At 68.4% G+C, this 21,613-nt stretch carries 26 protein-coding genes and 1 pseudogene; 16 read left to right on the top strand and 11 right to left on the bottom strand.

Annotation, left to right across the window (positions count from 1 at the left end; genetic code table 11):
* Positions 1–950, top strand: a pseudogene (locus ACRDPN_RS09370) (hypothetical protein); the annotation flags it as partial.
* Here the strand turns inward: ACRDPN_RS09370 and ACRDPN_RS09365 are convergent.
* Positions 922–1,611, bottom strand: coding sequence for a hypothetical protein (locus ACRDPN_RS09365; protein WP_431447180.1), 690 nt, complete (start codon positions 1,609–1,611; stop codon positions 922–924). The pseudogene ACRDPN_RS09370 and the gene ACRDPN_RS09365 sit on opposite strands and share 29 nt — an antisense overlap.
* A 34-nt stretch (positions 1,612–1,645) precedes the next feature.
* On the opposite strand from ACRDPN_RS09365, the gene ACRDPN_RS09360 reads away from it, so the two are divergent.
* Both ACRDPN_RS09360 and ACRDPN_RS09355 read left to right on the top strand, forming a co-directional pair.
* Positions 1,646–2,299, top strand: a complete 654-nt coding sequence (locus tag ACRDPN_RS09360) for a TetR/AcrR family transcriptional regulator (protein WP_431447179.1) — start codon at positions 1,646–1,648, stop codon at positions 2,297–2,299.
* Between the two features lie 99 nt (positions 2,300–2,398).
* Entirely contained in the window at positions 2,399–3,337 is a 939-nt protein-coding gene (locus tag ACRDPN_RS09355; protein ID WP_431447178.1) for an ATP-grasp fold amidoligase family protein, read from the top strand.
* Here the strand turns inward: ACRDPN_RS09355 and hpt are convergent.
* Genes hpt through dacB form a run of 4 tightly spaced genes read right to left on the bottom strand, consistent with a single transcriptional unit; the run spans position 3,328 to position 7,293 of the window.
* Complete coding sequence (gene hpt, locus ACRDPN_RS09350) at positions 3,328–3,885, bottom strand: hypoxanthine phosphoribosyltransferase (RefSeq protein ID WP_431447177.1); 558 nt, start codon at positions 3,883–3,885, stop codon at positions 3,328–3,330. The two genes, ACRDPN_RS09355 and hpt, sit on opposite strands and share 10 nt — an antisense overlap.
* A 4-nt stretch (positions 3,886–3,889) precedes the next feature.
* On the bottom strand, positions 3,890–4,843 hold the full coding sequence (gene tilS / locus ACRDPN_RS09345; protein WP_431447176.1) for a tRNA lysidine(34) synthetase TilS: 954 nt from the start codon (positions 4,841–4,843) through the stop codon (positions 3,890–3,892).
* A gap of 4 nt (positions 4,844–4,847) precedes the next feature.
* Positions 4,848–5,894 (bottom strand): zinc-dependent metalloprotease, encoded by a 1,047-nt coding sequence (locus tag ACRDPN_RS09340; protein ID WP_431447175.1) that lies wholly within the window; start codon positions 5,892–5,894, stop codon positions 4,848–4,850.
* Positions 5,895–5,898: 4 nt separating this feature from the next.
* Positions 5,899–7,293, bottom strand: a complete 1,395-nt coding sequence (gene dacB, locus ACRDPN_RS09335) for a D-alanyl-D-alanine carboxypeptidase/D-alanyl-D-alanine endopeptidase (RefSeq protein ID WP_431447174.1) — start codon at positions 7,291–7,293, stop codon at positions 5,899–5,901.
* A gap of 43 nt (positions 7,294–7,336) precedes the next feature.
* Between dacB and ACRDPN_RS09330 the strand changes: the two genes are divergently transcribed.
* Both ACRDPN_RS09330 and ACRDPN_RS09325 read left to right on the top strand, forming a co-directional pair.
* Positions 7,337–7,828 carry an inorganic diphosphatase gene (locus ACRDPN_RS09330; protein WP_431447173.1) on the top strand — a complete coding sequence of 164 codons (492 nt, stop codon included), beginning with the start codon at positions 7,337–7,339 and terminating at the stop codon, positions 7,826–7,828.
* 5 nt (positions 7,829–7,833) lie between these two features.
* A complete protein-coding gene (locus ACRDPN_RS09325; protein ID WP_431447172.1) occupies positions 7,834–7,968 on the top strand; it encodes a hypothetical protein in 135 nt (44 codons plus the stop codon).
* 8 nt (positions 7,969–7,976) lie between these two features.
* Here ACRDPN_RS09325 and ACRDPN_RS09320 read toward each other — a convergent pair whose 3' ends face one another.
* On the bottom strand, positions 7,977–8,585 hold the full coding sequence (locus ACRDPN_RS09320) for a TetR/AcrR family transcriptional regulator (RefSeq protein WP_431447171.1): 609 nt from the start codon (positions 8,583–8,585) through the stop codon (positions 7,977–7,979).
* Between the two features lie 82 nt (positions 8,586–8,667).
* Here ACRDPN_RS09320 and ACRDPN_RS09315 point away from each other — a divergent pair, with 82 nt between their 5' ends.
* The 3 genes from ACRDPN_RS09315 (at position 8,668) to ACRDPN_RS09305 (ending at position 11,860) form a co-directional block, all read left to right on the top strand.
* On the top strand, positions 8,668–10,137 hold the full coding sequence (locus tag ACRDPN_RS09315; protein ID WP_431447170.1) for a flavin-containing monooxygenase: 1,470 nt from the start codon (positions 8,668–8,670) through the stop codon (positions 10,135–10,137).
* Positions 10,134–11,453 carry a cytochrome P450 gene (locus ACRDPN_RS09310; protein ID WP_431447169.1) on the top strand — a complete coding sequence of 440 codons (1,320 nt, stop codon included), beginning with the start codon at positions 10,134–10,136 and terminating at the stop codon, positions 11,451–11,453. The genes ACRDPN_RS09315 and ACRDPN_RS09310 overlap by 4 nt, the downstream gene beginning before the upstream one ends.
* An 83-nt stretch (positions 11,454–11,536) precedes the next feature.
* Positions 11,537–11,860: a GYD domain-containing protein gene (locus ACRDPN_RS09305; RefSeq protein ID WP_431447168.1), complete on the top strand. Its 324-nt coding sequence runs from the start codon at positions 11,537–11,539 to the stop codon at positions 11,858–11,860.
* A gap of 165 nt (positions 11,861–12,025) precedes the next feature.
* Here ACRDPN_RS09305 and ACRDPN_RS09300 read toward each other — a convergent pair whose 3' ends face one another.
* Positions 12,026–12,574, bottom strand: coding sequence for a phosphatase PAP2 family protein (locus ACRDPN_RS09300; protein ID WP_431447167.1), 549 nt, complete (start codon positions 12,572–12,574; stop codon positions 12,026–12,028).
* A 104-nt stretch (positions 12,575–12,678) separates the two neighbouring features.
* On the opposite strand from ACRDPN_RS09300, the gene ACRDPN_RS09295 reads away from it, so the two are divergent.
* The 3 genes from ACRDPN_RS09295 to ACRDPN_RS09285 are packed head-to-tail and all read left to right on the top strand — an operon-like array spanning position 12,679 to position 14,794.
* Positions 12,679–13,395, top strand: coding sequence for a DUF222 domain-containing protein (locus tag ACRDPN_RS09295; protein ID WP_431447166.1), 717 nt, complete (start codon positions 12,679–12,681; stop codon positions 13,393–13,395).
* Positions 13,326–13,808: a DUF222 domain-containing protein gene (locus tag ACRDPN_RS09290; protein WP_431447165.1), complete on the top strand. Its 483-nt coding sequence runs from the start codon at positions 13,326–13,328 to the stop codon at positions 13,806–13,808. Before ACRDPN_RS09295 ends, ACRDPN_RS09290 begins: the two co-directional genes overlap by 70 nt.
* 26 nt (positions 13,809–13,834) lie before the next feature.
* Positions 13,835–14,794, top strand: coding sequence for an NADPH:quinone oxidoreductase family protein (locus ACRDPN_RS09285; RefSeq protein WP_431447164.1), 960 nt, complete (start codon positions 13,835–13,837; stop codon positions 14,792–14,794).
* A 3-nt stretch (positions 14,795–14,797) separates the two neighbouring features.
* On the opposite strand, the gene ACRDPN_RS09280 is transcribed toward ACRDPN_RS09285, so the two are convergent.
* Entirely contained in the window at positions 14,798–15,526 is a 729-nt protein-coding gene (locus ACRDPN_RS09280; protein ID WP_431447163.1) for a hypothetical protein, read from the bottom strand.
* Between the two features lie 85 nt (positions 15,527–15,611).
* Between ACRDPN_RS09280 and ACRDPN_RS09275 the strand changes: the two genes are divergently transcribed.
* The 4 genes from ACRDPN_RS09275 to ACRDPN_RS09260 are packed head-to-tail and all read left to right on the top strand — an operon-like array spanning position 15,612 to position 18,737.
* On the top strand, positions 15,612–16,313 hold the full coding sequence (locus ACRDPN_RS09275) for a response regulator transcription factor (protein ID WP_431447162.1): 702 nt from the start codon (positions 15,612–15,614) through the stop codon (positions 16,311–16,313).
* A gap of 8 nt (positions 16,314–16,321) precedes the next feature.
* On the top strand, positions 16,322–17,671 hold the full coding sequence (locus ACRDPN_RS09270; protein ID WP_431447161.1) for a sensor histidine kinase: 1,350 nt from the start codon (positions 16,322–16,324) through the stop codon (positions 17,669–17,671).
* 3 nt (positions 17,672–17,674) lie between these two features.
* On the top strand, positions 17,675–18,310 hold the full coding sequence (locus tag ACRDPN_RS09265) for a DUF2461 domain-containing protein (RefSeq protein WP_431447160.1): 636 nt from the start codon (positions 17,675–17,677) through the stop codon (positions 18,308–18,310).
* Between the two features lie 25 nt (positions 18,311–18,335).
* Positions 18,336–18,737: a VOC family protein gene (locus tag ACRDPN_RS09260; RefSeq protein WP_431447159.1), complete on the top strand. Its 402-nt coding sequence runs from the start codon at positions 18,336–18,338 to the stop codon at positions 18,735–18,737.
* Between the two features lie 3 nt (positions 18,738–18,740).
* Here the strand turns inward: ACRDPN_RS09260 and ACRDPN_RS09255 are convergent, their stop codons facing one another.
* Positions 18,741–19,109 (bottom strand): DoxX family protein, encoded by a 369-nt coding sequence (locus tag ACRDPN_RS09255; RefSeq protein WP_431447158.1) that lies wholly within the window; start codon positions 19,107–19,109, stop codon positions 18,741–18,743.
* Positions 19,110–19,172: 63 nt separating this feature from the next.
* On the opposite strand from ACRDPN_RS09255, the gene ACRDPN_RS09250 reads away from it, so the two are divergent.
* Positions 19,173–19,781 carry a peroxidase-related enzyme gene (locus ACRDPN_RS09250; RefSeq protein ID WP_431447157.1) on the top strand — a complete coding sequence of 203 codons (609 nt, stop codon included), beginning with the start codon at positions 19,173–19,175 and terminating at the stop codon, positions 19,779–19,781.
* Positions 19,782–19,788: 7 nt separating this feature from the next.
* Here the strand turns inward: ACRDPN_RS09250 and ACRDPN_RS09245 are convergent, their stop codons facing one another.
* Positions 19,789–20,775, bottom strand: a complete 987-nt coding sequence (locus ACRDPN_RS09245) for an aldo/keto reductase (protein ID WP_431447156.1) — start codon at positions 20,773–20,775, stop codon at positions 19,789–19,791.
* Between the two features lie 29 nt (positions 20,776–20,804).
* A complete protein-coding gene (cobF, locus tag ACRDPN_RS09240) occupies positions 20,805–21,575 on the bottom strand; it encodes a precorrin-6A synthase (deacetylating) (protein ID WP_431447155.1) in 771 nt (256 codons plus the stop codon).
* Positions 21,576–21,613: the final 38 nt, after the last annotated feature.

Below are 21,613 nucleotides of genomic sequence, written 5' to 3'. Positions count from 1 at the left end.
ACTTCTACGACGGGCAGCGACCCGTCGGCGGGATGACGGGGATGCTGTCCAGCCTGGTCGGGCGCCAGGCGGACGACGTCTGCCGGTCCAAGAACCTGACGAAGCAGATGCTCGAGGCGGCCGGCATGCCGACCCCGGCCGGCATCGCGCTGGATCCGGACCAGCTCGACGAGGCGCTCACCCACCTGCGGGCCGTTGGCCGACCTTCGGTCCTTAAACCGTCGACGGGACACGGTGGCGCGGGCATCACCTGCGGAATCGCGAGCGAGGACGAGCTCCGGTCCGCCTGGGAGACGGCCCAGCGGGCGGTCGGCACCAATCCGACATTCGTGCTGGAGGATCAGCTCGGCGGCGTCGACATCCGCATGTACGTCGTCGGTAGGCGAGTCGTTGCCGCGGCCACCCGCATCAACGCCCACGTCATCGGCGACGGACGCCACGGCATCGCCGAGCTGGTCGAGCTGAAGAACAAGGTGCGCGCCAAGAACGTCTTCCTGGCCAAGAGGGGCATGATCAGCGTCGACACCGCATTGCTGACCCGTGACGGGCGGACCCTTGACGACGTGCCGAAGGCCGACGAGGTCGTGGTGCTGAACAGCATCTCCAACCAGCACGTCGGCGGGGAGAACGTCGACGTCACCGAGCTCGTGCACCCCGACCTCCGGCGTCTCGCGGTCGACGCCGTCCGGGCGGTCCCCGGGCTGGGCACCGCCGGTGTGGATCTGCTGGCACCCGATGTCCGCTCGGCGGACGGGGCGGTGGTGCTGGAGCTCAACACCAAGGCGAACATCCGGGTGCATCACCAGCCCGCCTACGGGCGGCCGCGCGACGTGGCGGGAGCCATCGTCGACGAGATGATCGCGAAGGCGGGCGAGCCGGTCCGGAATCCCACCCGGGGAACCGGCATCGCCCGCCGCGCGATCAGACGGTTGCTTCGACCGCAGCGATAGGGGCTATGTCGCGACGGGCCGGCTCGCGAAGGAGGGCGACGCTGACCGAGGCGATCCAGACCAGCCACAACGCGAAGCCCGCGAAGCCGAGCAGGCCGATCGGGTGCCCGTCGATGGTGACCGGCGTCAGGACGGCTGCGCCGGCGAATGCCGCTGCGGACGTCAGTCCGAGCTTGTGCTGCCAACCACGTAGGAGGCCGGCGCGTCGGCCGCCGATCGAAACTCCGACGAGCACGATGACCAGCGAGACGCAGTTCAGGGTGAACAGGGCGTTGTGCATCTGCCACAGGCCCCAGGCGACATCGTCAGAGATCGTCGTGAGGCCCAGCACCGCCTGGATTCCGGCGACGCTCGCGAAGATGGCGTTCTGCATGACGGCGCCGGCCAGGGCGACCAGCGACCAGCTGTCACCGAAGTTCCGCTCATGGTCACGGACCGCGGCCACGACACCGGCGGCGTACATGGGCAGCGTCATCCAGGCCAGCGTTGCCAGCGCGGTGGCGACGCCGATCGCGGTGCCGTGATCGGCGAAGTAGGCGAGCACCTCGGACCTCGAGGCGCCGGCCCGAGGGAGGCCGGTCGAGCCGAGGATGATGTTGGCGAGCAGTACGGTCGAGACGAACCCGAGTCCCGCGAAACCACCGAAACGACGTGAAGACATGATGCCTCCTGAAGATTTGAGATAGACTGACTCAATGAATATAGAGCGACTTAGTGAAAATGGCAAGAGCCGGCGGAAATATGACTCGCCGACCCGTCGTGACCAGGCCGAGGCAACCCGGGCGCGGATCGCCGAGGCGGCGCGCCGGACCTTCATCGAGCGTGGCTGGACTGCCACCCGGGTCCGCGACGTCGCCGCCGAAGCAGGAGTCTCCGAGGCGACCGTGTTCGCGATCCACGGCAACAAGGCCGGCCTGGCCAAGGCGCTCGTCGAGTCGGTCGACCTCACCGCTGACATCCCGCGTCTGATCAGCGAGCTCAAGTCTGCCGAGGGCGATCCCGCAGCCCAGATGTCCGCGATGGTGGGCATGGACCGCCGCCTGTTCGAGCGAGGAGGCGACGTCCTCACGCTCATGCAGGAGGCGCGACGCTCGGAACCTGAGGTCGCGGCGGCCTACCTCGAGGGCCGCGCCCGGGGCGACGAGTCGCGCCGTCGGATGTTCGCCACGTGGCCCGAGAATGAGTTCCGAGACGGTGTCACCGCCGAGTCGGCGCGCGACATGTACGCCGCCCTGTGCAACATCGACGTCTACCGCGTGCTCACTGAAGAGCGCGGGTGGGACGCCGATCGTGTGGAGCAGTGGTGGCGCGAGACGCTGGTCCGGTTGCTGGTGGCCGAGGACGGATAGCCTGAGCGCCGTTGATGATCGGCGACCAGCCCTACCTCCTGGACGGAGCGACAACCAGTGAAACGCCCCCTGCAATCTGCATTCACGCGACTGCCACCTGTGTCGCGCCGCGACGAGCGCATCGCCCAGCTCACCCGCAAGGCAGCCGAGCTCGACGAGAGCGTCACGCGGCTGCTCGACCGACCGTCCTTCCAGGTGCGGCTGCACGAGGAGAGACGTCTTCGTGCGCTGGAGGCCGAGCTCGGTGCACCGGGCCGGAGCATCATCTCCGGCGGCAAGTTCCACGTCTACGACTTCGTGCGGTCGCACGGTGTCGACGTGCCGGAGCAGACGGGTCGCTGGGACGACCCCGCCGACATCCCGTGGGACGACCTCCCCGGCGACGTCGTGATCAAGAGCGCGTTCGGTTCCACCTCGCGAGGTGTGCTCCCGCTACGCCGGGTCGACGGTGGCTGGCATGTCGGCAGCAAGGAGGCGACCGTGACGAGCGAACAGCTGACCGCTGACCTCGCGGTGCTGGCGGCCGAGAGGAAGGCCAGGCCGCCGTTCGCTGCGGAAGAACGGCTCTACGACACATCCGGCGGACCGCCGATCGACGTCAAGATCTACTCGTTCTACGGCGAGGCACCCGTGGTCCTCCTGCGCCGCGTGGACGCGGGCGACGGTGGGCAGACGACCGTCCGCCTCATCGACGATCACGGTGCGGATCTCTCCGGCTCGTACATCGCCGGCAAGGGAAAGCCGACCGATCCCACCATCCCCGTGCCCGGAGCACTGGTCGAGCTCGTCGAGGTGGCCAAACGGGTCTCGGTCGCCATCCGGGTGCCGTTCTCGCGCATCGATCTTTACGACGTCCGCGGCCGCGTCGTGTTCGGCGAGGTGACGCCTCGACCCGGCATGTCCGGGCGGTTCGCCCCCGACCTCGACGTCGCGCTCGGCGAGGCGTGGGAGCGTGCCCAGGTGCGCCTCTGGCGCGACATCGCCGAAGGGATGTCCCCCAAGCCGGAGTGGGGATCGTCCGGAGCAGCTCAGGAGTAGATGTGCGGCGCTAGCGTGCCGATGCAGCGCAGGTTGCGGTAGCGCTCGTTGTAGTCGAGGCCGTAGCCGACGACGAACTCGTTGGGGATGTCGAAGCCGACATAGGTGACGTCGACGTCCATCTGAAGCGCTTCGGGCTTGCGCAGCAGGGTGGCGATCTCGACGGATGCCGGGCCGCGTGAGCGCAGGTTGGCGATCAGCCACGACAGTGTGAGGCCGGTGTCGATGATGTCCTCGACGACGAGCACGTGCCGGCCGGCGATGTCGGTGTCGAGGTCCTTGAGGATGCGGACGACTCCGGACGACTTGGTGCCCGACCCGTACGACGAGATGGCCATCCAGTCCATCTCGACGTGGCGGTCGAGGCAGCGCGCCAGGTCGGCCATCACCATGACGGCGCCCTTGAGCACGCCCACGAGCAGGAGGTCATGGCCGTCGTAGTCGGCCTCGATCTGCTTCGCCATCTCGCGGAGACGGCCCTGGATCTCGTCCTCGGTGTACAGGATCTGGTCGAGGTCGAGCTCGTACTCGACGTGCTTGTGGTCCACGGTGTCAGCCTGCCACAGGGGTTGACTGGAATTGCAGGGCGTCCCCCACGCGGATCGCGCTCACGCGGCCGGGCAGCTCGACTCTCGTCTGGCCGTGCCAGTCAGTGACCAACCGGTCGAGCTCCCCGACGTGTACGGCGGCCAGCTCGGAGCCGTCGGCACCGGCCTCGAGAGCAGCCCGACGCAGGACGCGAGTGCGCAACGCGGCCGGCATCGCGGCGAGAAGTGGGATGTCGCACGGATCGGCCACCTGGGCGGCGAGCTCGTCGAGCAGGGCGGTGTCGGCGCGCAGCTGGTCCGCCGTTCGGGCGAGGGCCTCGGCGACGCCGCCGCCGAGCGCGTCCTCCAGCAACGGCAGCACCTCGTGACGCACACGGCTCCGTCTGAACGACGGGTCGGCGTTGTGCGGGTCGGACCACCACGTGAGACCTGATGCCGTGCAGATGCGCTCGGTGTCAGCGCGGCGGAGCCCGAGGAAGGGGCGTCTGATGATGCCGTCGACGGCCGGCATGCCCGAAAGCGATCGGGGGCCGGAGCCGCGGCCGAGGCCGAGCAGCACCGTCTCGGCCTGGTCGTCGAGGGTGTGGCCGAGCAGCACGGCGTCGGCCTCGCGCGACCGCAGCACGGCGTGGCGGGCGTCGCGGGCGGCGGCCTCCGGCCCTCCGGCGGTTCCCACCTCCACGGACACGACCGCGACCTCGAGACCGAGCTCTCGCGCCTGCCGGGCGGCATGTGCGGCGACCTCGGCGGAGCCGGGCTGCAGATCATGGTCGACGACCACGGCGCCGGCGGTCCAGACGGTGTGGGGAGCGACGAAGGCCAGGCACGCCGCGAGCGCGAGGGAGTCGGCACCGCCGCTCAGCGCGACCTCGACGCGTGAACCTGGTTCGAGATCGTCCAGCGTGGCGCGCAGGCGGCGTCGTCCTTCGGCCACCACGGGATCGAGCGCACCGCCCATCGGATCAGGCGTGGACGCGGGCGACCCAGGACGCGGGGTCGACGATGTCGGAGCGCGTGGGCAGGTTGGCGGGCTCGGCCCAGACGGCGTTGAAGCCGTCGAGCCCGACCCGATCGGTGACCTCCCGCACGAACACCGCGCCTTCGCGGTACTGACGCATCTTCGACTCGAGCCCGAGCAGCCGCCGGACCAACTTGTCGAAACCGTTCGTGCCCTTGCGGCGTTGGTCGAACTTGCGACGGATCTCGGCCACCGTCGGGATGACCTCGGGGCCCACGCCGTCCATGACGACGTCGGCGTGCCCCTCGAGCAACGACATGATGCCGGTGAGCTGGTCGACGACGGCCCGCTGACGGTCGTTCTGGAACAGGTCGGCGAGCGACGCGTCGGACTCTCCGCGGACGATGCGCACCAGCTCGCCGAGTCCCTCCGACACGAACCGGCTCACCGCCGACGCGTCCAGCTCGGTGGAGTCGACGAACTCACCGATGAGCGAGCGCATGTGGTCGCGGAGCCACGGCACGGCGGTGAACTGCACGCGATGCGTCTCCTCGTGCAGGCACACCCAGAGCCGGAAGTCGTGCGGGGCGACGTTCAGCTGACGCTCGGCTTGAACAATGTTTGGGGCGACCAGCATCAGTCGTCCGCCCTGGGACCGGTCGCCGTCCCAGAACGGGTCGAACTGGCCGAGCACCTTGCCCGACAGGAACGACATCAGCGCACCGATCTCGGCGCCGCTGACCTTCGACCCGATCGCGCGGGTGGCACCCTTGGGGGCCTTGCCCTCGGCATCGAGGCGGGCGAGGACCGGATCGATCAGCACCCGGAACGTGGCCAGGTTGGCCTCGACCCACCGCCGCCGGTCGACCACCAGCACAGGCGCCTCGGCCGAGACGGCGTGGAGTCCGGTGAACTCACGGACCGGCGCCTCGGACGTCGCCGCCGCGTCACGCAGCTCGGCCACGACGTCGGCGACCTGCTCGGGCGTGATGTCCGGCCCCGGCCGGGACAGCCGCGTCGCTGTCTGGAGGGCGACGTTCCAATCGATCATGCCTCTACGGTACGGGGCTGCTGCACGAGCAGTCGGCGAGCGCGGCGACGACGCGGTCGAGTGCGGCCTCGGTGACGAAGGGATTGATCGACTTCGTTCGGTCGGTCATCACGGCGAACGCGATCGGGGTTCCCTCGCGGTCGGTGACATAGCCGGCGAGGGAGTGGACGCCGGTGAGGGTGCCGCTCTTGCCGCGCGCCACCCCGAGTCCGGCCTCGGCCTTCCCGAACCGCCTGGCCAGGGTCCCGGTGAAGCCTCCGACGGCCAGATCGGACACGAGGCTCTTGGTGTGATCGCTGCGCATCGACGCGACGACGACCTCGGCGAGCGTCTGCGGCGAGATCCGGTTGCTGCGCGACAGGCCGCTGCCGTCGAACAGCTCGAGCCCCGTCGTGTCGACGTCCAGGCGCTCCAGCACCTCCTCCACGGTCGCGACGCCTCCCTCGAACGACGCTGGGTTCTGCGCCTCGACCGCGGCCTGACGCAGCAGCACCTCGGCCGCCTCGTTGTCGCTCTTCGCGACCATCGCCTCGACGATCTGAGCGACCGTCGCACTCCGGACCGTGGCCAGCGGCTGGGATGATGAGGCGTACGGGGCCCTCGTCTCGATCGGGGAGTTCGTGACCTCGATCCCGCGTCGCTCGAGCAGTCGCGCGAAGGTGTCCGCCGCCGCCTTGGGCGGGTCGTCCACGCGGACTCCCCCCGCGGTGCCGCCGTCGACCCACAAGGCGCTGACCGGCGTGACGATCTTCTCGCTGATGTACGACTTCTCCCACGTCGGGCTTGCACTCGGACCCTTGAACAGGGACGAGTCGTAGTCCAGCCGCACCGATGTCGTGTTGACCCGGCGCAGCGACTCCGCGGTGCGGCGCGCGAGCGTCCGCAGGTCGGCCTGCTCTGCGTACTCCTTCTTGCGCGGCAGGCTCGTGACGAGCTGCGGGTCGCCGCCGCCGACCAGGACGATGCGGTCGTCGCGGCGCATGACCCGGGTGTGGAACCGTTGCTGCGTGTCCATGGTGTCGAGTGCAGCCAGGGCCGTGAGCAGCTTGGTCGTCGACGCCGGGACGTAGACGTCCTCCCCCTCCGACGCGACGACCGTGCCATCGGCGGGGTCGACCGCAGCGAAGCCGACGTGCGACCCGAGGTCGCCGGAGCCGAGCTCGTCCCGCACCGCTTCCTCGATCGCGTCCGGGTCGAGGCGGCCGGTCGCGGCGGCGCGCGTCGCCGTCGACCCCGGCCGACCTTCGCGGGCGAGTGCGTCCGGCGTGGCGACGGCCGACGGTCCACAGGCACCGTCGCAGATCAGCTCGTTGAGGGAACCCTTGGACCAAAGAAGGCCCAAACCGGCTGCAACGCCAGCCATCACGACGAGCAAGAAGGCAAGCGTCAGCACGCTCACCCTGCCCGCCTCTCGTGCCGTCACATGCGTCAGACTAGGAGACGTGATTTTCGACGTGACCGTGGAGATCCCCAAAGGGGAGCGCAACAAGTACGAAGTCGATCACGAGAGCCACCGCATCCGTCTCGACCGCACGCTGTTCACCGCGACCCAGTACCCCGCCGACTACGGCTTCATCGACAACACACTCGGGCTCGACACCGACCCGCTCGACGCCCTCGTGCTGCTCATGTCGCCGACATTCCCCGGCTGCGTCATCAGCTGCCGTGCCATCGGCATGTACCGCATGACCGACGAGGCCGGCGGTGACGACAAGGTGCTGTGCGTGCCGGCCACCGACCCGCGGCTGGAGCACCTGCAGGACATCCACCACGTGCCCGAGTTCGACCGGCTCGAGATCGAGCACTTCTTCTCCGTCTACAAGGACCTCGAGCCCGGCAAGTCCGTCGAGGGCTCCTCGTGGACCGGACGCGTCGAGGCCGAGCGGGAGATCCACGCCAGCTTCGAACGATTCAAAACCAACGGAGGGTACTGAGCTCCATGTCCAGACGCGCCGTCATCATCCTGCTGGTGATCATCGCTGCGGGCCTGCTGATCGGTGCCTTGATCGGCATGGAGCTGGGTGGTGGCTCGGGCGGCGCCGACGCGGGCCCAGTCGGGGGCGGCGGCTACTGAGACCGGTGTCAGAGGCTGACGCCGCGCAGGAGAGTGCGCATCGTCTGGCCGAAGACGTCGACGTCGATCGTCGGGTCGAGCGACCTCATCGCGCCGAGCCCGATGCCGAGGCTGAGCAGCGCCACAGCAGCCCGCTCCGCGCCCATCGGCAGCTCGACGCCGGCCTCCTTGGTGACCCGCCGGATCAGCTCGGCCAGCGCCTGGGAGATCTCGCGGTGTCGCTTGACCAGCTCACCAGCCACGTAGGGACTCTGCCGGGCCACCGCGGCGAACTCCACCTCGAGCGCCGTCCAACGCGGCTGACCGAGGCCCTCGCGAGCCCAGGCGGTGAAGGCGTCGATGCGTCCGTCGAGGTCGGTGTCGGCCGTGAAGGCCTCGATGACGCCCTCGATCTGCTCGTCGTGGATGCTGTCGAGCACCGCCATGCAGAGCTCCTCCTTGCCGGAGAAGTTCGAGTAGACGGCACCCTTGGAGAACCCGGCGGCCACGGCGACCTTGTCGAGCGAGCTGGCCGCGTATCCGTCGTCGAGAAACATCTCGCGGGCGACCTCGATCAGCTTCTCGCGCGTCTGGGCCTGCCGTTGCGCACGGCTCTGCCGTACCTGGTCGATACTCACGATCTGCGACCCCTTCCCTGTTGGTGCTGCGTCGGCCACATCACATTGGCACCCATCACAGATACCGATAGTATCCGAAATTGTGATCACTACGGACGTCCTCATCATCGGCACGGGTTTTTCCGGCATGGGCGCAGCGATGAAGCTGCGCGACGCCGGGCGTGACGACTTCATCGTCCTCGAGAAGGCGCACGACGTCGGTGGAACCTGGCGCGACAACACCTACCCGGGCTGCGAGTGCGACATTCCCAGCCACATGTACTCCTTCTCCTACGAGCTCAACGACGACTGGAGCAAGAGCTTCTCCGGGCAGGAGGAGATCTGGGCGTACATGCGCAAGGTCGCCGACGAGCAGGGCATCCGCAAGTACGTCCGGTTCGGCGTCGAGGTCACCGGCTCGACGTGGGACGAGAGCCGCAAGCGGTGGACGGTCCACACCTCCGAGGGCGACGAGTACGACGCCCGCGTCGTCATCGCCGGCGTCGGAGGCCTGCACATCCCCAACATCCCCGAGCTCGACGGCGCCGACACGTTCACCGGCCCGCGGTTCCACTCCGCCGCCTGGGACCACGAGGTCGACCTGCGCGACAAGAAGGTCGTGGTCATCGGCACCGGCGCCAGCGCCATCCAGTTCATCCCGATCATCGCCCAGGAGACGTCGCACCTCACCGTCTTCCAGCGGACGCCTCCGTGGGTTCTGCCCAAGAAGGACAAGCCGACGCCGGAGTGGCTCAAGAAGGCCTTCGCCCGCATCCCCGGCGCCACCCGCCTCTACCGCAACGCGCTCTACTGGGCGCTGGAATCCCGGGCCATCGCGTTCAACGGTCACCTCGACGTACTGCCGTTCGCGGAGCGGATCGTCAAGCGCTACCTCGAGAAGAAGATCCCCGATCCCCTGCTGCGCGCCAAGCTGACTCCCGACTACCGCCTCGGCTGCAAGCGCGTGCTGCAGTCCAACACGTACTACGAGACGTACCTGCGTGATGACGTCACGCTGAGCACCGACGGCGTGAGCAAGATCGTCGCCGACGGCGTCATCGACGCAGGCGGCGTCAAGCACGCGGCCGACGTGATCATCTACGGCACCGGCTTCCACGTCGTCGACGCGTTCGACTACCTCGACATCAAGGGCCGCGACGGCGTCGACCTCGCCGCACAGTTCCGCGACAACGGCGTCGAGACCTACATGGGCATGACGATCCACGGCTTCCCGAACCTGTTCTTCATGCTCGGCCCCAACACGGCGCTCGGCCACAACTCCGTGGTCTTCATGATCGAGCAGCAGACGAAGTACATCGTCAAGATGCTCGAGGAGATGGACCGGCGCGGCGCAGTGGCCGCCGAGGCGACCAAGCAGGCGCAGGACGACTTCAACGAGGAGATCCAGCGGCTCGTCGAGAAGGGCATCTGGACGCAGGGCGGCTGCACCAGCTGGTACCTCGACAGCCACGGCAAGAACCGCACCATCTGGCCCAAGTTCACGTTCCAGTACTGGTGGGCGACCCGCAAGGTCGACTCAGACGACTTCGCCTGGGAGAAGGAGGCAGCATGACGACGCAGACCGACGCAACTCTGGGTGTCCCCGCGGGCCCGCGCTGGCCTGCGTGGTGGACCACCTGGATGTTCCTGAAGAACCGCCAGGCGATCATCCCGAAGCTGCACGACCGCTTCGGTGACTCCTTCTCGATCAAGATCCTGCCCGGCCCCCGCACGTTCGTGATCTTCAGCGACCCGGCCGACGTCAAGGAGATCTTCGCGGCAGACCCGTCGCAGTTCCATGCCGGTGAGGGCAACGCCATCCTCGAGCCGGTCATGGGGTCCCACTCGCTCCTCATCACCGACGACGACGAGCACAAGCGCTCCCGCAAGCTGCTGATGCCCGCGTTCTCCGGACCGACCATGAAGGCCTACCGGCCGCTCGTCGAGGCCATCGCCAAGGCCGAGGTCGACTCCTGGGACGACGGTGACACACTCGTCACCCTCGACCGGATGAACGCGATCACGCTCGACGTCATCCTGCAGGTCGTCTTCGGCGTCACCGACGAGGAGCGCCTCGCGGTGCTGCGTCCCAAGGTCACGAAGATGGTCAACATCGGCGCGGGGATGCTGCTCGCCTGGTCGTGGCCCAACCTGTACCGCGTCCCGCCGTGGCGCGGCTACTTCAAGAACCAGCAGGAGGTCGACGAGATCCTGTTCGCCGAGATCCGCGAGCGACGGGAGGCCAAGGACCTCGAAGGTCGCGACGACGTCCTCTCACGTCTCCTTCGGGCCGGTGAGGACGACCCGGACGTCGAGCCCCTGAGCGACCGCGAGATGCGTGACCAGCTGGTTACGCTCCTGCTCGCCGGCCACGAGACCACCGCGTCCGCTCTGTCGTGGACACTGCACGAGCTCGGCCGGCACCCGGATCTGATGCGTCGGGCCACCGAGGCGGCCGCCAACGGCGATGACGCGTTCCTCGACGCCTGTCTCAAGGAGGCCATGCGACTCCACCCGGTCATCGACTTCGTTGCCCGCACCCTGCAGAGCGACCAGGTCGTCGCGGGGCGTCACCTGCCGGAGAAGGTCACGGTGACGCCGTCGATCATGCTGTCGCACAGCCGCGAGGCGAACTTCGCCGACGCCCACGAGTACCGTCCCGACCGCTTCCTCACCCAGGGCGAGGTCGCCGCGAACACCTGGATCCCGTTCGGTGGGGGCGTGCGCCGATGCATCGGCGCTGCGTTCTCCCTGATGGAGGGTGCGGCCGTGCTGGGCGAGGTCCTGCGCCGTTTCGAGGTGACGGCCGACCAGTCGGCCCCGAACCGCCTCCGGAACATCACCAACGTGCCCAGCGACAAGGCGCCGCTGCACCTCCGCGCCCGCTGATCGCGCCGTCGCTCCATCGGGCCATTGACCGCTTCTTGGGGCGGGGGAAGACTGAGTGCTACGGGGTGCTCGAGGAGGAGCTCATGCCGAAGTTCATGATTCAGGCCGCATACACGCCCGAGGGGCTCAAGGGAGTGCTCAAGAAGGGCGGCAGCAGTCGTCGCGAAGCCGTCCAGACGATGGCGGCGGCGCAGGGAGGGAGTCTCGAGTCGTTCCACTTCGCGTTCGGTGAGGACGACGTCTACGCCATCATCGACATGCCGGACAACGTCTCGACCGCCGCCGTCATGATGACTGTGGGTGCGAGTGGTGCGCTGGCGAGCGCCAAGACGGTCGTGCTGCTCACGCCGGAGGAAGTGGACCAAGCGGGGGAGAAATCCGTCGACTACTCGCCTCCGGGTTCGTAACGGACCATGCCCCAGCTGAGTCGTCGACCGGGTCGGCGTGCAGGTCGGCCTTCGAGGTTTCGGGGCCGGCCAGTACGCACACCGTCGTGATGGCGAGAGTCAGCACGAGGTAGAGCGACACCACCAACGAGGTGTCGTAGGGAGTCGTGTCGGACATGTTTGACGTCAACCTCCACCGACCCTGCCTGCCATTTCGCGCGAGGCCATCATCAGAGCAGCCGTGAGCCCGATGCCGAGGGCCCAGCCGACGAGGACGTCGGAGAGCCAGTGGCCGCCGAGGTAGATCATCGCGACGCCGATCACGAGGCAACCGGCGACAACGATTCCGGCCACGACGCGACACAGTCGCTCCGACGTCCACCAGTCGGCCATCACGACGGCCACGACGATCGCGGACGTGATGAGGGCGTGTGTCGAGGGCATCGCCGAACCGCCGACCTGCGTCAACGCGAGGTCGGCCGGCGGGCGTGGGCGGTCGACGACCGGCTTGATCCATGCGGTGAGCAGGGTCACTGCGGACAGCACCAGGACGATCTGCAGCAACGGGCGCCAGCCGCCGAACCACACGGCAACGCAGAGGGCGATCACACCGGCCGCGGCCAAGACTCCGAGCAGCTCGCTCGCATCCTCGAGGCCACGTGCCACCTGAGTCGCGACGTCGCTGCGATGGTCGGCCACCCATCGGGCCACGGCTTCGTCGACGGATTCCAGCACGCCGACATCGTAGGGCGACGAGGGACGCGGCAGCCTCGTCAGGCTGTGGATTTCAGCTGGAACAGCAGAGAGAAAGTGTCGGTGGCGACCCCTAGGTTTGAATCATGCAGACAACGACCGATGCCGGGCAAGAGCTGCTCGTCGAGATCGCGTCCTTGGAGATCCAGCGGGCCCGAATCGAGGCAGAGATCGCGACGCGCATGCTCCAGTTCGCCGACGTCCGCCGGGTTGAGTCCGAGCAGCACACCGGCCCGCGGCTGCGCGATCTGGAAGCCGGGTTCGCCGCGGACGAGCTGTCGCTGGTGGTCAAGCAACCGACCCGCACCGTGCAGTGCCGGCTCGCCGAGTCGCGGCGCGTGCGCGGACGGCTGCCCCTCACTTGGAAGGCGTTCGACGCCGGGCGGATCGACGGGTACCGGATGAGCCTCATCGCGTCCGCGGTCGACAAGCTCACCGACAACTACTCGACCATCGAGCTCGACCACTGGGTCGTCGACTACGCATCCACGCACACTACGTCTCAGCTGCGGGCTTGGCTGCGCCGCTTCGTCGCCAAGAACGCACCCGACACCAAGGCGGCCCGGACGGAACGGGAAAAGCGGGCGGTCTGGCTCAACCACCAGGACGACGGCATGACCTTCCTGTCCGCCTACATCCCGACGCCGGACGCCATCCGGCTCGACGCCGAGCTGACCCGGCTGGCGAAGGCCGAGCCTACGGACGGCCGCACCCTCGATCAGAGGCGCGCGACGTGTTCGCGCGCGGCATGCTCGGCGACGGCTCCTCGACCCGGGCGACCATCGGCGTCGTCGTGCCCGTGACGTCCCTGGCTGGGCTCGACGACGCTCCCGGAGTCGCGTTCGACGGCGAGTTCGCCCTCCCTGCCTCGATGGTCCGTGAGCTCGCCGCCGAGCCGGACACGCTCTTCCATCGCGTCTTCACCGATCAGGTCGGGCGGATCCTCGACATCACCGAGCTCGGCCGGTTCCCATCACCAAAGCTCCGGACAGCCGTCGACATCCGCGACGGCACCTGCCGCTTCGCCACCTGCTCCCGCCCGGCCACAGAGTGCGACGACGACCATCAGATCCCGCATCCCCGCGGCCCGACGAACGGAGCGAACATCCGCTCCCTCTGTCGACGGCACCACCGGATCAAGACCCATCTCGGCATCGAGCCGACCGACCTGCACGTTCGACCGATTGACGAGAATCTCGTCCCTCAGCGCTTGTAGGTTGCCGGCGTCGTTAGTGTCGCTGCATGCGTGCCGTCCAGATCGTCTCGCTCGACGGGCCCTCGGCTGTCGAGGTCGTCGAGGCTCCAGAGCCCGAGCCAAGCTCCGAACAGGTGCTGATCCGCGTCCGCGCGGCCGGCGTCTCGTTCCCTGAGGTGCTGCAGACTCGCGGGCTGTACCAGCTCCAGCCACCGCTCCCGTTCGTCCCGGGATCGGAGGTCGCCGGCGAGATCGTGTCGGCACCTGAAGGCTCAGGCCTCGCACCGGGCGACCGGGTGGCCGCGCTGGTGCTGCTCGGCGGGTTCGCCGAGCATGCCGTCGCCCAGGCCGACATGGTGTTCCCGCTGCCCGACTCGCTCTCGTTCGAGCACGGCGCGGCCATCCCGCTCAACTACATGACCGCGCACTTCGCCCTCGTCGCCCGCGGCCAGCTCGCCAAGGGTGAGTCGGTGCTGGTCCACGGTGCGGCCGGCGGGGTCGGCACCGCGTCCATCCAGGTCGCCAAGGCGTTCGGTGCCGGAAAGGTCATCGCCGTCACGTCGACGCCCGAGAAGGCCGAGGTCGCCGCGGCGGCAGGGGCCGACGAGGTGGTGCCGGCGGACGGCTTCAAGGACGCGGTCAAGGAGACAGGCGGCGTCGACATCGTGGTCGACCCGGTCGGCGGCGACCGCTTCACCGACTCGCTTCGCTGCCTCAAGGAGGACGGCCGGCTGCTCGTCATCGGCTTCACCGCCGGCGAGATCCCCACAGTGCAGGTCAACCGCCTGCTGCTCAACAACGTCAGCGTCGTCGGAGTCGGGTGGGGTGCCTACGTGCTCAAGCGGCCGGGCTTCGTGCGCCAGGAGTGGGACACCCTGCTGCCCCACCTCATGTCGGGCGCCATCAGCCCCCCGATCGGGGCCACGTTCGACCTCGACGGTGCCGGCGGCGCGCTGCTCACCCTCGATGAGCGGCGCGCGACCGGCAAGGTCCTCCTCACGCCCTGACCACTACGGACGGGTCATCTTCACCAGGGTGACCTTCTCGTCCCCGCCCTTGACGTACTCCTCCAGGACGAAGCCGATACCCCGCGCGTACCACTTGTGCTCGAGGATCTCGGGCTCGAGGGCCGTGGAGTCGGCCGTCTTCACCACGTTGTCGTAGCTACCGGTCGGCCCGGTCACGGACTCGTCGATCGCGAGGACCTCGCCCTCGTCCTCGGCTTCACCCTTGTAGTGCTCCTGGTAGTAGGTGGCGCCGACCTTCGGTTCGGCCATCATCACGATGCCCGCGCGAGCGCCGTCCACCCCGGCCTCCCACGAGCCGTCTGTGCTGACCTTGCCGCCTTCGTAGGCCTCCGTGTACTCCCCGACGTACCAGACGTTGCCGGCCTTGTCCTGCGCGAACCAGTCGTAGGTGTCCTCGACGGGCTTCCCGTCCGCCGTGGTCACCAGGTCGCGGACGACCGTCGCGGTGACGCCGTCGACGACCTTGGTCTTGTCGGTCACGGTGACGACGATGCGCTCCTTCCCTTCGGAGCTGACGGCCTCGTACTCCCAGGTCGTCCCCGGCTCGAGCGGGAGGTACGGGTTGTCGATGGTCTTGACGAAGTTTGAGGGGTCGAGGTGTGCCGGGCCCACCTGCGGCTTGTCTCCCCCACCCTCCTTGGCCTCACCACCGCACGCGGTGGCCAGGCAGACGAAGCCGATCGATGCGGCGACCATTCCTGACTTATTCATGACTGCATGATGCGCCAGCGGTGCTGAGGACAACCTGAACCTGATTTTCAGTGTGCGTTCAGCCAATTCGTGCCACCTTGAAAGCATGCGCATCCTTGTCGTGGAGGACGATCTGCACGTCGCTCGGGCGGTCAAGCGCGGACTTGAAGCGGAAGGTTTCGCCGTCGACGTGGCCCTCAACGGCGAGGACGGCCGGTGGATGGCCAACGAGAACCCCTATGATGCGATCGTCCTCGACCTCATGATTCCGGGAGTCAACGGGGACGCGCTGTGTGCCGAGCTGAGGGCGGCCGGAAACTGGACGCCGATCCTGATGCTCACCGCCCACGACAGCGTCGACAACGAGGCCAAGGCCCTCGACAACGGCGCTGACGACTTCCTCGCCAAGCCATTCTCCTACGTGGTGCTGGTGGCTCGCCTCCGGGCGCTGCTACGGCGCGGACAACAGGAGCGACCAGCGGTGCTCGAGGTCGGCGACCTGAAGCTCGACCCGGCGACGCACCGGGTCTGGCGCGCGGAGCAGGAGGTGGCTCTCACGGCCCGGCAGTTCTCGTTGCTGGAGTTCATGATGCGCCGGTCCGGTGAGGTGCTGTCGAAGGCCGAGATCCTCGATCACGTCTGGGACTTCAGCTTCGAGGGCGACCCCAACATCGTCGAGGTGTATGTCCGGCAGCTGCGGCAGCGGATCGACGAGCCGTTCGGCTGCCACAGCCTGCAGACGGTGCGGCTGGCCGGTTACCGGCTGGACGCCGAGCACTCAGTTCACGCTGGGGGGCAGTCGGTATGAGCGTCCGGATGCGCATCACCATCGCGGCCGCGGCGCTCGCCACCGTGGCCATCGCCGTCGCCGCGACGATCCTGGTCACCACGCTCAGGGCATCCCTCATCGACACGGCCGACATGTCGTCGAAGACGCGAGCATCGGAGCTGAACGCCGCGGCGGCGAGGGGCCTGCTCACCGACGTCATCGCCAACATCGCCGAGGAGGGGGTCGGCCAGGTGGTCGCCGACGACGGCAAGGTCCTCGCCGCGTCCGAGAACGTCAGGGGGGCGGCAAGGATCTCTCAGGTCGTCCCGCCACGGGGCGAGCCGGAAAAGCTCATCATCCGCAATGCGCCGGACGACGACGAGACGGAGGACTACCGGGTGTGGGCCGTGCGCGGCGACGGCGTCACCGCCTACGTTGGCACCAGTCTCGAGGACGAGCGTGAGGTCATCTTCGATCTCACCCGCCTCATGATCATCGGTCTGCCGCTCCTGGTGGCGGTGTTCGCCGCCGGCACCTGGCTGATGGTCGGGCGGACCCTGCGTCCGGTCGAGGACATCCGGGCCGAGGTGGCCTCGATCTCGCACCGCCGGCTGGACCGACGTGTGCCGCTGCCCCCGACGAACGACGAGATCGGACGGCTCGCCCGCACCATGAACGAGATGCTCGGCCGCCTGGAGGCGTCGTCGGAACGCCAGAGAGAGTTCGTGGGCAATGCGTCACACGAGCTGCGGTCACCCTTGGCCGCCTTCCGCGCGCAGCTGGAGGTGGCGTCCGCGCACCCGGCCGGCGTCGACTGGCCGAGCCTGGCCGAGGACCTCCTGAAGGACAGCAACCGGATGGAGAACATGGTGCAGGACCTGCTCTTCCTCGCGCGCGAGGACGCCGCGGCCACCCCGCCGTCCACGCCGGTCGACCTCGACGACGTCGTCCTCGAGGAGGTGGCCCGGGTGCGGAGCACGGCGTCGGTGGCCGTGCACGCCGAAGGTGTCAGCGCCGCACCGGTGCTGGGCCGCCGCGAGGACCTCGCGCGGCTGGTCCGCAACCTGCTCGACAACGCGTCGGCCTACGCCTCCAGCCGGATCGATGTGTCGCTCTCGGCCGAGAACGGCCGGGTCGAGCTGGCGGTGGCCGATGACGGACCGGGGGTCGCACCCGAGGACCGACCGCGGATCTTCGAACGGTTCTACCGCGCCGATCCGGTCCGCAATCCGCAGAATGGCGGTACAGGGCTGGGGCTGGCCATCGTCGAGGCCGTGGCGAAGTCACACGGGGGGACCATCGCCGTCGCGGACGGCACCACCGGAGCGCGGTTCGAGGTGTCACTTCCGACGTTGCGCTCGGAACGCCCCGCAGCGACAGTGCCCGTACCGTCGTAGGACATGGCCGACTTCACCGGATTCCCCGAGGCTGCGCTCGACTTCTACGACGACCTCGAGATGGACAACACCAAGTCGTTCTGGGAGGCCCATCGGGCCACATACAACGAGGCCGTGGCAGCGCCGATGAAGGCGCTCGTCGGTGCGCTCGAGCCTGAGTTCGGCACGGCGAAGATCTTCCGTCCGTACCGCGACGTGCGTTTCTCCAAGGACAAGACGCCGTACAAGACGGCCCAGGGCGCATTCGTTGCCAAGGGCCAGTCCACGGGCTACTACGTGCAGGTCGGTGCGGCCGGCGTGCTCGTCGGCGTCGGCTTCTACGAGGCGACGTCGGAGCGGCTCGCCGCCGTTCGGGCCGCGATCGACGACGACGCCCACGGCGCTGACCTCGAGGCGATCCTCGCGAACCTGACGGCGAGCAAGTGGCAGCTCGGCGGCGACCAGCTCAAGACCGCGCCGCGCGGCTACGACATCGATCACCCCCGAATCGCGCTGCTGCGGCACAAGTCGATGAGCCTGCGCAAGGAGCTCGGTTTCGACCCGGTCATCCACTCGCCAGAGCTCGTGGACCATGTGCGTGCCGACTGGAGCGAGGCCACCCCGTTCGTCGACTGGGTGCTGGCTCACGGAAAAGCCTGATGCGGACCGTCGATATTGTGGACGAATGTCCGTCTCGCTCTCGCACTGCTATGTCGCGGTCGACGACCCCGATCTGGCGCTCGCGTTCTACCGCGACGCGTTGGGGCTGGAGCTGCGCAGCGACATCTCGTCCCAGGGGTTCCGGTGGGTCACGCTCTCACCACCGTCGCAGCCGGAGCTGGAGATCGTGCTGGTCGAGCCGCACTCCGGACGCGACGAGGCGACCGGCGACGCGCTGCACGCGCTGCTCAAGCAGGGCTCGCTCAACGGACTGATCTTCCGCACCGACGACCTCGAGGAGACCTTCGAGAAGGTGCGCGCCACCGGCGCCGACGTGCTCCAGGAGCCGAAGTCTCACTCGTGGGGTGTCACCGATTGCGCCTTCCGCGACCCGTCCGGCACGATGATCCGGCTCACTCAGCGCTGACCCTCAAAGCGCCGCGAGTCGGCCGATGGCGACAGCCAGAGCTGCCGCGAAGAGCAGGCCGTTCGCGGCCACGTTCTGCGGTTCGCGCAACCGTGTGTGCGACCACGCCGCCCCCACCATGACGACGCACAGGCCCGCAGCTGCCAGCGGCGTGAGCCACGGGACGACGCCGGTGGCCCATGGCAGCAGCAGGCCGGCCGCGGCCAGCAGCTCGGCGCCGGCCGTGACGCGCACGACCGGCATCGGGAACAGCGCGATGCCGGTCTGGCCGGTCGCGATCAGGCGTTCGCGACTCATGGTGCTCTTCGCGATGCCCGAACCCAGAAAGACAGCCGCCAGGGTTCCTTGCAAGATCCACAGAAAGGTGTCCATGCCATCCAGACGCGGCAAGCGCCCGAAACGTGACAGTCGACGACACGGGGTTACGTTGATTCCATGGACGACCACAGCGTCAGCAGGTTCGGTCACGTCGAGCTGGAGGACTTCCCGGACGACGTGCGGGAGCGGATCGCCCCCATCGCCGAGAAGTCGGGATTCGTCCCGAACGTGTTCAGGACGCTGGCCCTCCGGCCGCGCGAGCTGCGGGCCTTCCTCGACTACCACGACGCACTGATGGACCCCGGCGGGGATGCCGGGCCACGGGCGGCAGATGAACCAGACGACGGCCTGAGCAAGGCCGAGCGCGAGCTCATCGTCGTCGCGACGTCGGCGGCCAACAACTGCACGTACTGCGTCGTGGCGCACGGAGCGATCCTCCGCATCAGGACGAAGGATCCGGAGATCGCCGACAAGGTCGCCGCCAACCCGTATGCCGTGGAGCTCAGCGACCGCGAGCGCACGATCGTCGATCTTGCGCTGCAGATCGCGACGGAGTCGGCCACGCTCACCGACGCCGACCTGGACCGGGCCCGGGAGGCCGGACTGACCGACGACGAGATCTGGGACATCGGCGCCATCACCGCCCTGTTCGCGATGTCGAACCGGATGGCGCATCTCACCGCGATGCAGCCGAATCCGGAGTTCTACCTGATGGGCCGCAAGTAGCGACGAGTCAGATGTGGACGGTGCGCATCCCGCGCTCGTTGTAGCGCGCGCCGGCGGCGACACCGATCGGCGCCACCGCATCGAGGGCGGCGAGGTCGTCGTCAGTCAGCGGGAGGTCGGCCGCGGCCACGTTCTCCTCGAGGTACGTGCGCCGCTTCGTGCCCGGGATCGTGACCACGCCGTCCTGGTGCATCACCCAGGCGAGCGCGAGCTGGCCGGGCGTGACGCCCTTGGCCGCCGCGATCTCCTTCACCTTCCCCACGACGGCGAGGTTCCGGCTGAGGTTCTCGGTGCTGAACCGCGGGTTGCGTCTTCGGAAGTCCCCCTCGTCCAGCTCGTCGGCTGAGGTGATCGCACCGGTCAGCACGCCTCGACCGAGCGGTGCGTAGGCGACGAAGGCGACGCCGAGCTCACGCGTGGTGGCGAGCACGTCGTTGACCTCGGGCTCGCGCTGGAACAGCGAGTACTCGGTCTGCACGGCGGTGAGCGGATGCACCGCGTGGGCGCGGCGGATCGTGTCGGGCGCCGCCTCCGAGACGCCGAGGTACCGCACCTTCCCCTCGGCGACGAACTCGCTCATCGCCCCGATGGTCTCCTCGATCGGGACGTTCGGGTCGACCCGGTGCAGGTAGTACAGATCGATCGTGTCCATGCCGAGATGCCGGAGCGATCGCTCCACGGCCTCGCGTGCGTACGCCGGGCTGCCGTCGATCGGCCCGCGCTCGCCACTCTCGGAGACATGCGCCCCGAACTTGGTGGCGATCGCGAACTCGTCACGGCGGTGACCGATCGCCGAGCCGATGAGCTGCTCGTTCGTCCACGGTCCGTAGATCTCAGCGGTGTCGATCAGTGTGACGCCGAGGTCGAGCGCGCGGTTGAGCGTGGCGGTCGACTCCACGTCGTCGCGTCCTCCGTAGAACGCACTCATCCCCATCGCGCCGAGTCCCTCGACGGACGCCTTCAGTCCCTGACTTCCCCATGATGTGGTCCGCACGACTCCATCCTGACGCGGACCACCTGAGGTCAGATCTGGCGCAACAGGTAGACGTCCATGACCCAGCCGGCCACTCGCTTGGCATCCTCACGCGCGGCGAGAATCGCCGGCAGGACTTCAGCCACTCGCCCCGCGACCAGTTGTTCACTGGGCGTACCCAGGTTCGCTCCCCACCAGATGTGCCATTCCCCCAGCTCATCGAGCGGTGCCAGGGAGCGGTTGAGCATGACGACGATGTTCGTCTGCCCCTGCTCGACCGCTTCGTGCAGTCGCCGACCGGTGGTGACGTGGACCGGCTGACCGACCTCGTGCAGCACGAGACGGTGCCGGGCGGCAAGTATCTGCAGGCTGGAGATGCCGGGGATGACCACGATCTCGGCCTCGACCCGCCCCCGCTCGATCACCTTGTCGAGCATCCGGATGGCGGAGTCGTAGAACGCCGGGTCGCCCCAGACGAGGAAGCCGGCGTCGCCGTCGTGGTCGAGCAGCGCGCGCTCCCACGCGTCGGCGCGCGCCTCGTGCCACTCGCCGACCGCGCGGTCGTAGTCGGCCGCGCTCCGCGTTCCATCGGCGCTGCGGTCGCGCTCGGGGTCGTCCACCACAACGAAAACCGGCTCGTGGTCGAGGTGACGGGCGAGGATCTCGCCACGGGCCGTCACCAGCGGATCCTCGGATCCGTCCTTCCTCCGCTTGTCGGTCACGAGGAAGAATTCGACCTCGTTCAACGCCCGGACACCTTCGACCGTCACCTGGTCGAGGCCCCCCGCCCCGATACCGATGGCGTACAGGCGTCTCGTCACGTGTCGCGATCCTCGAGGTCGCCCTCGATGTCGAGGTA

The sequence above is a fragment of the Aeromicrobium sp. genome (genome assembly GCF_050700635.1).
GTDB lineage: Bacteria > Actinomycetota > Actinomycetes > Propionibacteriales > Nocardioidaceae > Aeromicrobium.
This window is presented reverse-complemented; position numbering and strand designations above follow the sequence as displayed.

Coding starts and splice junctions, on each gene's coding strand:
- ACRDPN_RS09365 (WP_431447180.1), bottom strand. CDS start 1,611: ATGTCTTCACGTCGTTTCGGTGGTTTCGCGGGACTCGGGTTCGTCTCG.
- ACRDPN_RS09360 (WP_431447179.1), top strand. CDS start 1,646: ATGAATATAGAGCGACTTAGTGAAAATGGCAAGAGCCGGCGGAAATAT.
- tilS (WP_431447176.1), bottom strand. CDS start 4,843: ATGGGCGGTGCGCTCGATCCCGTGGTGGCCGAAGGACGACGCCGCCTG.
- ACRDPN_RS09340 (WP_431447175.1), bottom strand. CDS start 5,894: ATGATCGATTGGAACGTCGCCCTCCAGACAGCGACGCGGCTGTCCCGG.
- ACRDPN_RS09325 (WP_431447172.1), top strand. CDS start 7,834: ATGTCCAGACGCGCCGTCATCATCCTGCTGGTGATCATCGCTGCGGGC.
- ACRDPN_RS09310 (WP_431447169.1), top strand. CDS start 10,134: ATGACGACGCAGACCGACGCAACTCTGGGTGTCCCCGCGGGCCCGCGC.
- ACRDPN_RS09305 (WP_431447168.1), top strand. CDS start 11,537: ATGCCGAAGTTCATGATTCAGGCCGCATACACGCCCGAGGGGCTCAAG.
- ACRDPN_RS09295 (WP_431447166.1), top strand. CDS start 12,679: ATGCAGACAACGACCGATGCCGGGCAAGAGCTGCTCGTCGAGATCGCG.
- ACRDPN_RS09285 (WP_431447164.1), top strand. CDS start 13,835: ATGCGTGCCGTCCAGATCGTCTCGCTCGACGGGCCCTCGGCTGTCGAG.
- ACRDPN_RS09280 (WP_431447163.1), bottom strand. CDS start 15,526: ATGAATAAGTCAGGAATGGTCGCCGCATCGATCGGCTTCGTCTGCCTG.
- ACRDPN_RS09275 (WP_431447162.1), top strand. CDS start 15,612: ATGCGCATCCTTGTCGTGGAGGACGATCTGCACGTCGCTCGGGCGGTC.
- ACRDPN_RS09270 (WP_431447161.1), top strand. CDS start 16,322: ATGCGCATCACCATCGCGGCCGCGGCGCTCGCCACCGTGGCCATCGCC.
- ACRDPN_RS09265 (WP_431447160.1), top strand. CDS start 17,675: ATGGCCGACTTCACCGGATTCCCCGAGGCTGCGCTCGACTTCTACGAC.
- ACRDPN_RS09260 (WP_431447159.1), top strand. CDS start 18,336: ATGTCCGTCTCGCTCTCGCACTGCTATGTCGCGGTCGACGACCCCGAT.
- ACRDPN_RS09255 (WP_431447158.1), bottom strand. CDS start 19,109: ATGGACACCTTTCTGTGGATCTTGCAAGGAACCCTGGCGGCTGTCTTT.
- ACRDPN_RS09250 (WP_431447157.1), top strand. CDS start 19,173: ATGGACGACCACAGCGTCAGCAGGTTCGGTCACGTCGAGCTGGAGGAC.